Origin of the sequence: Peribacillus sp. YIM B13481, assembly GCF_042787985.1 — a bacterium.
Taxonomy (GTDB): domain Bacteria; phylum Bacillota; class Bacilli; order Bacillales; family DSM-1321; genus Peribacillus; species Peribacillus simplex_A.
Genome location: NZ_JBHZPE010000001.1, coordinates 276,416 through 288,412 on the forward strand (window position 1 = coordinate 276,416; position 11,997 = coordinate 288,412).

Here is an 11,997-nt window from a genome sequence, read left to right on the forward strand (position 1 = left end):
TGGGCTTACACCTCCACATCATAAGGCTGATAATCTTTTCTAAGGGGATACCCTTTCCAATCATCACCAAGTAAAATTCGCTTTAAATCAGGGTGTTCCTGAAAATTAATACCTAATAAATCATACGCCTCACATTCCGGCCAATTTGCTCCTGACCATAATGGAACCAAGGATGGAATAATGGGAGAATCCCTATCCAGCTTCACCTTTAAGGCAACCGCTTGGTTCATATTGAATGAATGTAAATGCACATAGATTTCCATATGGGATTCAAAATCCGTACCATGAAGTTCCGATAAATACGAAAAGTTAAGCTGCTCATCATTTCGCAGAAATTTTGCTATTGAGAAATATGTATCCGGATTAGCCACTAAAGTGGGTACATCTTTTGATAGTCTATTAATATAGTGGTCTATTAATGCCTCTTGTCCTACATGCCTTTCAATAGCGTGAACAATTCGATCAAGTTTAGCCTGATTTGGGGAAGGTTCGTCTGGGGTGTTATCTTCCGTGCTTTCCTTTACAGTGGTCCTGGTCTTCGCAGCAGCAGCGGCTTTCGCTTTGGCAGCTGCAATAGCCTTTGCCTTCGCATTTTCAAAATCATCATCATTATCCTTATCCCTTGATTCCTTTTTCCGAGCCAATGCTGCAGCCTTTGCCTTGGCCGCTGCCGCCGCCTTTTGCTTCGCTATATCCGTTTCGCCCTCCGGCTTTTCCGCACTTTCAGCTTTCGCCTTTTTCCGAGCCAATGCTGCAGCCTTCGCCTTGGCCGCTGCCGCCGCCTTTTGCTTCGCTATATCCGTTTTGCCTTCCGGCTTTTCCGCACTTTCAGCTTTCGCCTTTTTCCGAGCCAATGCTGCAGCCTTCGCCTTGGCCGCTGCCGCCGCCTTTTGCTTCGCTATATCCGTTTTGCCTTCCGGCTTTTCCGCACTTTCAGCTTTCGCCTTTTTCCGAGCCAATGCTGCAGCCTTCGCCTTGGCCGCTGCCGCCGCCTTTTGCTTCGCTATATCCGTTTCGCCCTCCGGCTTTTCTGCACTTTCAGCTTTCGCCTTTTTCCGAGCCAATGCTGCAGCCTTCGCCTTGGCTGCTGCCGCCGCCTTTTGCTTCGCTATATCCGTTTCGCCTTCCGGCTTTTCTGCCGCTTCCCCTTTCGCCTGTTTTCTGGCTAACGCTACAGCCTTCGCCTTGGCCGCTGCCGCTGCCTTTTGTTTCACTAAGTCTTCCTTCTCACTCATCTATATCACCCGCTTTCCGGTTTTTGCCTCGTAACGGATTTTTTCTTTTAATTTATTGATTCCATAAATAAGTGCAGCTGGGTTTGGGGGGCACCCCGGTATATATACATCAACAGGTACAATTTGATCTACTCCTTTGACCACAGAGTATGAGTTCACATAGGGCCCTCCCGCAGTTGCACAGGATCCCATTGCAATGACCCATTTCGGTTCTGGCATTTGGTCGTATAATCTACTTATTATTGGAGCCATTTTTTTCGTTACCGTTCCTGAGACAATCATGACATCCGATTGTCTCGGTGATGTCCGAAAAAATGAACCAAAACGGTCCAAATCATAATGAGAGGAACCTACACCCATCATTTCAATTGCACAGCAAGCTAAACCGAAAGTCATTGGCCAGAGCGAGTTACTTCTAGCCCAGCCTTTTATTTGTTCAAGTGTGGATAAAAAAATACTGTGACGCATTTCTTCCATTTCTTTAGCGGTAAGTTCATCTAACTTCAATTCCACTTTAACACCTTCTTTTTCCAAGCGTAGATTAGCCCTAGCATAAGGATAAGGACAAAAAATAGCATTTCAATCAGCGCAAACAGCCCGAGTTCATCGTAGGCAACCGCCCATGGATAGAGAAAAACCGTTTCTACGTCAAATATGACGAACATCAATCCGAATAGATAATACCTGACATTGAATTGAACCCTTGAATCATGAAAAGGCTCGATTCCACTTTCATAAGTCGTATGCTTCATATCTGTAGGTTTATAAGGTCTTAGCAGCCTACCAAGAAATAATGCGATTACAGGTAATAGAATCCCAAGACAAAGAAAAACAAATACAATTAAATAGTTATTTTGGTAAATATGCAGCTGTCCCATGTTCATCTCCCTTTATGGATAAATCATGATAAATGTGCATTAAAAATTTGCTTGTCTTCTTTTTTGTTGGATACCATTTTTAAATATTATGCAGGGTAACATTCTTTTAGAAGCAAAGTGACAAGGAGGGGTATGAAGCAATTGATGTAAGCGTATACATTATATCATCAAGACAATCTAATGTCGACGATCGTAAGGATTAATATGGTAAAAAAACTATATTCTATAATTCGATTTTTTTGTCGAATGATCAACAGTTTTTTCCTAATTACGACGTTCAATGACAAAAATCCTCAAAACCACATTTGGGTAAATAAAAAAACACCTGATTTTACCACGAATGGTTCAATCAGATGTTTTCATCATTTAAAGTTATCGCATTTCTGCAATTTGGATCCGGTTGATGGCACGTTTAAGCGCTAAATCAGCTCTTTTGGCATCATTTGATCCATCATTGTTCTGCAATCTTTGTTCAGCACGAGCTTTTGCTTCTTGAGCACGTGCAAGATCGATAGTTTCAGCTCTTTCAGCAGATTGAGCTAAAATGGTTACCACATCAGGGCGAACTTCTAAGAAGCCACCATTTACAGCTACATAGTCTGTGTTGCTTCCATTTTTAAGACGGACAGCACCAATGGTAAGTGGGGCTACAGTTGGAATGTGTCCAGCCATAATTCCCAGCTCACCGCTTTTAGCTTTAGTGCTTACCATTTCAACTTCTGCATCATATACTGGGCCATCGGGAGTAACAACATTGACTTTAATGGTCTTCATTTCATTCCCTCCTAGGTCCCTTTAATTAAGCCATTTCTTTTGCTTTAGCAATAACTTCTTCAATGCGGCCAACTAGACGGAAAGCATCTTCAGGAAGTTCGTCATATTTTCCAGCTAGGATATCTTTGAATCCTTGGACTGTTTCTTTAACTGGTACATAAGATCCTTTTTGACCAGTGAATTGTTCAGCCACGTGGAAGTTTTGTGACAAGAAGTTTTGAATTCTACGAGCACGGGCAACGATTACTTTTTCGTCTTCGCTTAATTCGTCCATACCCAAGATGGCAATGATATCTTGTAATTCTTTATACTTCTGTAAAGTCGATTGCACTTGACGAGCCACTTTATAGTGCTCAGCTCCAACGATTTCTGGGCTAAGAGCACGAGAAGATGACGCCAATGGATCAACTGCAGGGTAAATACCCATCTCAGAAAGTTTACGCTCAAGGTTTGTTGTTGCATCTAAGTGAGCGAAAGTTGTAGCTGGAGCCGGATCCGTATAGTCATCGGCAGGTACATAGATCGCTTGAATGGATGTAACTGAACCTTTATTAGTTGAAGTGATACGTTCTTGTAATTGACCCATTTCTGTAGCAAGTGTTGGTTGGTAACCTACCGCTGAAGGCATACGGCCTAGTAGGGCAGAAACCTCAGAACCTGCTTGTGTGAAACGGAAAATGTTATCGATGAAGAAAAGAACGTCTTGTCCTTGTTCATCACGGAAATATTCAGCCATTGTCAAACCGCTTAGAGCTACACGCATACGTGCGCCTGGTGGCTCGTTCATTTGTCCGAATACCATCGCTGTTTTCTTAATAACACCAGAATCAGTCATCTCGTAGAATAGGTCATTACCTTCACGAGTACGCTCACCTACACCAGCGAATACCGAGATACCGCCGTGCTCTTGTGCGATGTTATTAATAAGTTCTTGGATAAGTACAGTTTTACCAACACCGGCACCACCGAAAAGACCGATTTTACCACCTTTGATGTAAGGTGCAAGTAAATCTACTACTTTAATACCCGTTTCAAGAATTTCAACGGATGTTGATAATTCTTCGAATGTTGGTGCTTGTCTGTGAATTGGATCACGACGCACCTCTGCTGTAAGTGGTTCAAATAAGTCAATGTTTTCCCCTAATACGTTGAAAACACGACCTAGAGTAACTTCACCTACAGGAACGGAAATTGGAGCTCCTGTATCAACAGTCTCTGCACCACGGGTTAAACCATCAGTGGAAGACATTGCTACAGTACGAACTGTATTATCACCTAGTTGAAGGGCTACTTCAAGAGTTAGTCCTGTACCAGACGCTGTATTTTCGATTCTTAACGCGTTATAGATCTTAGGAAGTTGTCCGTCTTCGAATTTCACGTCAACAACCGGACCCATAACTTGAGTAACGCGTCCTATATTCATCGTTTTCCCTCCTAACGTTGCTTATAACGACTATCGAGTTTATGGAACGGCCAAGCTTCGTCCGGGCCGACCGTCCCCTTTAATGATTTTATTCTAAAGCTGCTGCACCGCCGACAATCTCTGTAATTTCTTGAGTAATAGCTGCCTGACGTGCACGGTTATATTGTAATGAAAGTGAATCGATCAATTCTTTTGCATTATCGGTTGCATTTTTCATTGCAGTCATACGTGCAGAGTGCTCACTTGCTTTACCATCTAACAAAGCACCATAAATCAAACTTTCTGCGTACTGAGGTAATAATACCTCAAGAATTTCTTCTGCATTCGGTTCAAATTCATAAGAAGTCAATGTAGCATTGGAAGTATTGAAGTCAGCTAACGGAAGGACTTGCTTTTCCGTTACATCCTGCTGGATTGGACTGACATAATGGTTATAGTACATATAAAGCTCATCACACAGTTCATTCAGATATAAATTCACTGTAGATTTAGCAAGGGAGCTGATGTCAGCGAAAGACGGCTGATCAGGAATCCCAGTTACCTCAAGCTCTACGTGCATGTTACGGCTGACAAAGAAATCACGGCCAACCCTTCCGATTGCGATAATGACGAACTCATCATTGGATTTATGGCGTTCAAGAATAGTTTTATGAACGTGGCGAAGGATACTACTATTGTAAGCCCCAGCCAATCCACGGTCAGATGTGATTACCAAGTAACCGGTTTTCTTAACTGGACGTGAAGTAAGCATTGGATGAGATGCATCCGTGCTTCCGTTCGCAATACTAGAAACCACTTCTTGAATTTTTTCCATATATGGAACATATGCTTTAGCATTAGCTTCTGCACGGTTCATTTTAGAAGCAGATACCATCTGCATCGCTTTTGTAATTTGACTCGTCTTTTTCGTTGAAGTAATCCGAGACTTAATATCGCGTAAAGAGGCCATTCATTCTCACCACCCTTTATAAATTAGTTAGACCTTATTATTCGGAAATAACGAAGTTCTTTTTGAATTCGTTAATTGCAGCAACGATAGCAGCGTCTTCAGGAAGACCTTTAGTTGTGCGAATGTGATCTAATAATTCTGGATGAGAACGATCTAGGAACACATAGTATTCTTCTTCAAAACGAAGGATATCCGATACAGGAATATCATCTAAATGACCTTTCGTCAATGCATAGAAAATCATGACTTGTTTTTCAACTTTGATCGGTTTGTTTAGATCTTGCTTAAGTACTTCAACTGTACGAGCACCACGGTTAAGTTTTGCTTGTGTTGCAGCATCAAGATCAGAACCGAATTGAGCGAATGCTTCCAATTCACGGTATGAAGCCAAGTCAAGACGTAATGTACCAGCAACTTTTTTCATCGCTTTAATTTGTGCAGATCCACCAACACGTGATACGGAAAGACCAGCGTTAATCGCAGGACGTACACCTGAGAAGAACAAATCGGATTGCAAGAAGATTTGTCCATCAGTGATGGAAATAACGTTTGTTGGAATGTAAGCAGAGATGTCTCCAGCTTGTGTTTCAACAAATGGAAGCGCAGTGATTGAACCGGCACCTAAAGTGTCATTCAATTTTGCTGCACGCTCAAGTAAACGGGAGTGCAAGTAGAATACATCCCCTGGGAATGCTTCACGGCCTGGAGGACGACGAAGTAGCAAGGAAAGTTCACGGTATGCAGATGCTTGTTTAGAAAGATCATCATAAACCACAAGAACGTGCTTGCCAGCGAACATGAACTCTTCACCCATAGTCACACCAGCATATGGAGCTAGGTATAAAAGTGGTGCTGGTTGAGAAGCTGATGCAGATACAACGATTGTGTAATCCAATGCACCATTTTTACGTAGTGTTTCAACTGTTCCACGAACCGTTGATTCTTTTTGACCGATAGCAACATAGATACAGATCATATCTTGGTCAGCTTGGTTAAGGATTGTATCGATCGCAACTGATGTTTTACCAGTTTGACGGTCACCAATGATTAACTCACGTTGCCCACGACCGATTGGAACTAATGCATCGATTGCTTTAATACCTGTTTGTAAAGGTTCATGAACAGATTTACGGTCCATTACACCTGTTGCAGGGCTTTCGATTGGACGAGTTTTTGTCGTAGCGATCGGGCCAAGACCATCTAATGGTTGTCCAAGCGGATTCACGACACGTCCGATTAATTCTTCTCCAACTGGCACTTCCATGATTCTGCCAGTACGGCGAACTTCACTGCCTTCTTGAATGTCTCTGAATGGTCCAAGAATAACAACACCCACGTTATTTTGCTCAAGGTTTTGTGCTAATCCCATTGAACCATTGGAAAATTCTAAGAGCTCCCCAGACATTGCATTATCTAAACCATGAACGCGTGCGATACCATCACCAACAGTGATAACCGTACCTACATCGCTTACTTTAATTTCCGACTGATAGTTTTCAATCTGCTTTTTAATCAGCGCACTGATTTCTTCAGCTTTGATGCTCATGAATTTCACCCCTATCTGTGAATATTAACCTAATAGTTGTTTGCTAAGGCGATCTAACTTACCGCTAATCGTACCGTCATAAATGCGGTTACCGATTTGAAGTTTGATGCCGCCAATGATATTGCTATCCGTAATATTAGTAATGCGTAAATTCCGTTTGCCGATTTTTGCAGCGAAAGCTGAAGACACAGCTTTTGCTTCAGCTTCAGTTAAAGGATTAACTGTATATACAGTCGCATCCGCAACTGAGTTTTCTTCATTCGCAAGTTCAATGAACTCTAGTGCCATAGCAGTCACTTCATCTGTACGATGCCGCTCCACCATTAACATTAAAGTGTTTTGAACGGAAGATGATAGACCTGCAAATGCATTTGCCAACACTTCACGTTTTGCATCGCTTGTCATTTTGGGATGAGCCAAAAAACCTAAAAGCTCTTTATCTTTTGTAAAAACTTCATTCACTATGCGAAGCTCTTCTTCAAGTTGGTTAATGAGATTTTGCTCTTTCGCAATTTGGAAAAGAGCTACAGCATAACGTCCTGCTACAGTTATATCGCTCATTTACCTTCTCCTGCCTCTTGAATATATTCGTTTATTAGTTTTTCTTGATCAGCTGATGAAAGTTCTTTCTCAATCACCTTAGATGCGATCATGACAGATAGAGAAGCTACTTGCTCACGCAAGGCGGCAACTGCTTTTTCTCTCTCTTGAACGATTTCACGTTTTGCTGATTCTTTAACACGTTCAGCCTCTGCACGCGCTTGATTGATAATATCTTCACGTTGTGCTTCGCCTTGTTGCTTAGCATTCTCTATAAGTTGTCCCGCTTCAGTACGAGATTGTTTTACGATTTCACGCTGTTCTTCTAAATACTTCAGTGCTTCTTTTCTACTAACTTCAGCTGCTTCAATTTCATTTGCAACATGCTCTTCACGTTCTTTCATGATGCCCATTAGCGGACCCCATGCAAACTTCTTAAGCAACGCTAACAAAATGATAAAGATTAAAAGCTGGTATATGATATCCCCACCATTAAAGTGGGTTGCTTGACCAAGAACAAAATTGCTTGTTAACACGCTCGGTTCACTCCCTTCATGAGATTCACTATTGAAGTTCTGTATTTTCAATTGACACTATCAGTGCCATAAATGTTCACTTTAACACAGAGCAATGGCGAAGGGTCTCCTTGGATCATCTTCGCCATTATTGAACTTTTTCAAGTTATCTTATTTACCTAAAACAATAAACGCGATAACTACCGCGATGATTGGTAGTGCCTCAACTAACGCAATACCGACGAACATTGTAGTTTGAAGCATACCACGAGCTTCTGGCTGACGAGCCATTCCTTCAATTGTACGCCCAACGATAAGACCATTACCAATACCCGCACCAAGTGCACCTAATCCAACTGCGATAGCAGCAGCTATAAGACCTAAAGAACCTGTCATGATAAATTTCCTCCTTGAAATGTTGTTTTATTTTTTTCATCAATATAATGTTCGAAATGAACAATTTTATAATTAATGGTCGTCACTTACTTTATGGGAAAGATAAACCATCGTTAACATAGTAAAAATAAATGCTTGAATCGAGCCAACAAAGACACTAAATCCTTCCCAAGCCATCATTGGAATAAAAGCAGTAACTGCACCTAAAGCGCTACTTGTTCCTAAACCAGCCAGTAAGGTTAGAAGTAACTCACCTGCATAAATATTTCCGTAAAGCCGCAATCCAAGGGTTAACGTATTGGAAAGCTCTTCAATAATCTTTAACGGAAACAAGAAACCCATTGGTTGGACATAAGTTTTGGCATAATTTTTCATACCTCTCATCTTGATACCATAATAATGAGTTAATCCCATTACCATAACTGCCAAGGTTAGAGTTATTGCCGGATCAGATGTAGGTGATTTCCACCAAAGTTCATGTCCTATTACAATCGAGAACGGCAATCCTAACATATTTGAAACAAATACGTACAAAATTAATGTCATTCCCAACATTAGGAACTGACCACCAGTACGCCAATCCATATTGCTGTTTATGATGTTTTTCACAAAATCCATGACCCATTCGATAAAGTTTTGGATTCCTGTTGGCTTCATCGCAAGTTTACGAGTTGCTGTAACAGCAATTATGAAGACAATGAGACTTGCGATAGTCATCATAAGCACATTAGCCAAATTGAAATATATTCCAGTCTCCATAAATTCCCACATAGGAGCTTCATGATTCAACAGTATTCACCTCTCTTCTTTACTTCCTACGTATGTTTTGCATAAAATAATCTATCATAATGACAAAATAAACTGTCATTAATCCCACAACCACACAGACCACTTGAAACTCATATGGATATCTCAATGCAATAATTGCAGCTAAACCCGCTACAGACATTCTAGTTAAACTACCAAGGGAGCGCGTTTTCTTACCTTCCGCAACCTCTTGAGAGAACTTTTTGTTTTTTTTGACCATTGACCAGAATATAAATAGGCTGAAGGCAGTACCAAGCAATAATCCTTGGAAGACTGAATCATATGGAGTGAATCCCACACCAAGTACATAAATACCCATTAAATACAACATGTATTTTAGTTGCCTATTGAACATTTTTTCCAATTCTAGCATTTTGTCATGTAATCTCCCTAGAAATATTGTAGAATCTGTGGTTAGCTAGGTGAAGTTTCCCGTAACAAGTCCAATTAAAAAGTCAATAATAAACTTCTTTTTGACACGTTATTTACGTATGAAACCCCTCTCATTCTATATCCTTTGTTAGCATACAATAGGCAAGAATCATTGTCAATGAGTGGTTAGTGAAATTTGTCACAGGTTTGTAATTATTAACGAATTGTTCACAAATTATCTTTTTTATACTATTGACAAGCGTTTTATTTTACTTATTGTCCCTTGTTCACTCAATAAGTAACGTCTTTTCTATCCGATCTTCCCTTCCGCCCTTCCTGGCAAAGATTATTGCTTTATACACTCCTTTAGGCGGCAAGTTCTTTTTCAACACTTCTTTTTTGATCAAACCAGAAGGTGCCGGTCTCGACCAATCCAAATATCCCACGAATTTCAAGCTATCTTCTTCATATAGGGCAACCCCGAATTCATCAGCCCCCCGTGGAAGGTACATTTCGTATCGATATGTGCCTTTCTGGTCTCCTTGGCCAAAATCAAAACCCATTACCCTTGGATAATCAGGTTCTTCTTTTACATATAAATAAGGAAGGGATATTCTTTTGGTTCCTTCCATTATAATAAGGTAGCCATCAAAGACTCCCTTTCTCAGCTTGGCTGGGTTGACCTGCAGTCCCACTTTAATCGTTTTCTTTTCCTTTGGATTCAAAGTAAGGGATTTCGGCAATTCCCAAGTGAGTCCCGTTTCTTTTAATGGGACCATAAAAGAGTACTTCCTTATGTTCTTTCCGGTATTTTCAATGACTATCGTTTCATGATGCTCTTCAATTCCATCTTTTTTTGTATACATCCCGAATGACAATGAACTTGGATTCAAGAGCGTGTCCGCTTTTAGAGCCTCGTCGATCTGGATGCGTCCAGCCCCCTGTTCGTATGTATGATACAATTGTTTTCCAGATTTCCTCAATGGCTTGGAAGTACTCATCAACGCAGATTTCACTTGATCAGGAGTCCATTCCGGGTGTTTTTGCAGGATTAAAGCGCATGCTCCTGCAACATGCGGCGCGGACATACTTGTTCCATCCAGGGACATATATCCTTTAGGAATGGTGCTTTCAATTTCCACTCCTGGTGCCAATACGTCAGGCTTTATTTCCCATGATACGGTTACCGGTCCCCTAGAGCTAAAATCAGCGAGCCTATCTTGTTCATTCTTATAAACAAATTGAACGGTTTTACTGTGATCTTGCTCCATAACTTGCTTAAGTTGCAACCCATCTCTTCTATTAATAGAAGCAGCTGGTATATTCATTTCTTTTTCCAAGGTTCCAGTAAAGGTCCCGCTCGTATTATTATAAACAATTACCCCTTTTGCACCTGCCTTTTCCGCATTGGATACTTTTTGCTGAAAAGTAAGTGTGCCTCGCTCCAACAACACAATCTTATCCTGAACATGCTTCAGGTCTCTTTCATTTCCCAATCCCCCATATATGACATCCTCAGAAAATGTCAGGTTCCACTTTTTGGAGCCTTGAAACAAGGTTAAGTGAGATTGATACTTTTTCGAGCCAAGTCCGTAAACCATATATGGAACCCTTAAGGGGGGAGTCGATGCCCCAACGGAAATCGCTTTTTCTGCTGTTCCGGGTGATCCGACGGTCCAAACAGCCGGACCGGAATTCCCGTTTGATGTCACGGCAACGATCCCGCTTTCCACAACCTTATTCAAAGCAAGAGAAATAGGTAAATCAGGGCCATTGACGTTATTCCCCAGAGAGAGGTTCAATACATCCACATTATCCTTCATGGCCGACTCAATAGCAGTCAAGACTTGCTCTGTATCTCCTGCACCACCTGGTCCCAAAGCCCGATATGCATATATCTCCGCTTCTGGCGCGACTCCTTTCATTTTTCCATTGGCCGCAATGATACCTGCCACATGAGTTCCATGTAATGTATCCAGATCACCTTGATTTTTGGTTTCCATCGGGTCCTCATCACCATCAACTAGATCCTTCCCTCCTTTGTAAGCACGGTCTAAATCTGGGTGTGTATAATCAATTCCAGTATCGATAATTCCTACTTTTACCCCTTTCCCGGTGATTCGATGATTCTCCTTATCGAAGAACCCCCTCACCCTGCCTCCTCCTATGTATGGCACACTTTTATCCAACACGGCATGATACATGGATACTTCCGTTACAGTCTGAATTTCATTCTCCTTTTTGAGTTGTTCTATTTCATTCAGTTTCCCATGTAAAGAAAAACCATTCAGGGCAACCGAATAAACATTCCGCAATTGAAGGGAAGGATATTTTTCAATCAGTTTATTGATCTTTTTTTGCTGAAGTTCCCTATCCAAAGTGACAACTACCGTTACTTCCTTAGCTTCAGATATTTTTGGTAAAGGCGGCAGAGTGACGGACGCCAATCCCTTTTCATTTGAATAAATACATATAAAAACGAAAACAAACACTATGAACGTTTTCTTTCCCAACATAAGCACCCCCCTTAGCAGTTATCTTTTCTCAACAACCTTGGAGTAT

General features: G+C 41.3%; 13 protein-coding genes. All 13 read right to left on the bottom strand.

Annotated elements, in window-relative coordinates; all coding sequences use genetic code 11:
• Window positions 1-5: 5 nt before the first annotated feature.
• Window positions 6-1,235 (bottom strand): NADH-quinone oxidoreductase subunit C, encoded by a 1,230-nt coding sequence (locus ACFX4X_RS01320; protein ID WP_377381011.1) that lies wholly within the window; start codon window positions 1,233-1,235, stop codon window positions 6-8.
• The gene (locus ACFX4X_RS01325; protein WP_176431826.1) at window positions 1,236-1,712 is read right to left on the bottom strand and encodes a NuoB/complex I 20 kDa subunit family protein; all 477 of its coding nucleotides are present in this window, start codon (window positions 1,710-1,712) and stop codon (window positions 1,236-1,238) included. It abuts the gene before it with no gap.
• Window positions 1,713-1,738: 26 nt separating this feature from the next.
• On the bottom strand, window positions 1,739-2,113 hold the full coding sequence (locus ACFX4X_RS01330; RefSeq protein WP_061465692.1) for an NADH-quinone oxidoreductase subunit A: 375 nt from the start codon (window positions 2,111-2,113) through the stop codon (window positions 1,739-1,741).
• Between the two features lie 372 nt (window positions 2,114-2,485).
• Window positions 2,486-2,887, bottom strand: a complete 402-nt coding sequence (locus tag ACFX4X_RS01335) for a F0F1 ATP synthase subunit epsilon (protein ID WP_061465694.1) — start codon at window positions 2,885-2,887, stop codon at window positions 2,486-2,488.
• Window positions 2,888-2,912: 25 nt separating this feature from the next.
• A complete protein-coding gene (gene atpD, locus ACFX4X_RS01340; protein WP_061465696.1) occupies window positions 2,913-4,310 on the bottom strand; it encodes a F0F1 ATP synthase subunit beta in 1,398 nt (465 codons plus the stop codon).
• Between the two features lie 88 nt (window positions 4,311-4,398).
• The gene (locus ACFX4X_RS01345; RefSeq protein ID WP_061465697.1) at window positions 4,399-5,259 is read right to left on the bottom strand and encodes a F0F1 ATP synthase subunit gamma; all 861 of its coding nucleotides are present in this window, start codon (window positions 5,257-5,259) and stop codon (window positions 4,399-4,401) included.
• A 37-nt stretch (window positions 5,260-5,296) separates the two neighbouring features.
• A complete protein-coding gene (gene atpA / locus ACFX4X_RS01350) occupies window positions 5,297-6,805 on the bottom strand; it encodes a F0F1 ATP synthase subunit alpha (protein WP_061465699.1) in 1,509 nt (502 codons plus the stop codon).
• 24 nt (window positions 6,806-6,829) lie between these two features.
• Window positions 6,830-7,366 (bottom strand): F0F1 ATP synthase subunit delta, encoded by a 537-nt coding sequence (locus ACFX4X_RS01355; protein ID WP_377381017.1) that lies wholly within the window; start codon window positions 7,364-7,366, stop codon window positions 6,830-6,832.
• Window positions 7,363-7,881 carry a F0F1 ATP synthase subunit B gene (atpF, locus tag ACFX4X_RS01360; protein WP_317777930.1) on the bottom strand — a complete coding sequence of 173 codons (519 nt, stop codon included), beginning with the start codon at window positions 7,879-7,881 and terminating at the stop codon, window positions 7,363-7,365. The genes ACFX4X_RS01355 and atpF overlap by 4 nt, the downstream gene beginning before the upstream one ends.
• 150 nt (window positions 7,882-8,031) lie before the next feature.
• Complete coding sequence (gene atpE / locus ACFX4X_RS01365; protein WP_061141280.1) at window positions 8,032-8,256, bottom strand: F0F1 ATP synthase subunit C; 225 nt, start codon at window positions 8,254-8,256, stop codon at window positions 8,032-8,034.
• A 72-nt stretch (window positions 8,257-8,328) separates the two neighbouring features.
• On the bottom strand, window positions 8,329-9,045 hold the full coding sequence (gene atpB / locus ACFX4X_RS01370) for a F0F1 ATP synthase subunit A (RefSeq protein WP_061465706.1): 717 nt from the start codon (window positions 9,043-9,045) through the stop codon (window positions 8,329-8,331).
• Between the two features lie 19 nt (window positions 9,046-9,064).
• The gene (locus tag ACFX4X_RS01375) at window positions 9,065-9,436 is read right to left on the bottom strand and encodes an ATP synthase subunit I (RefSeq protein ID WP_061465708.1); all 372 of its coding nucleotides are present in this window, start codon (window positions 9,434-9,436) and stop codon (window positions 9,065-9,067) included.
• A gap of 286 nt (window positions 9,437-9,722) precedes the next feature.
• The gene (locus ACFX4X_RS01380; protein WP_377381021.1) at window positions 9,723-11,951 is read right to left on the bottom strand and encodes a S8 family serine peptidase; all 2,229 of its coding nucleotides are present in this window, start codon (window positions 11,949-11,951) and stop codon (window positions 9,723-9,725) included.
• Between the last annotated feature and the right edge of the window lie 46 nt (window positions 11,952-11,997).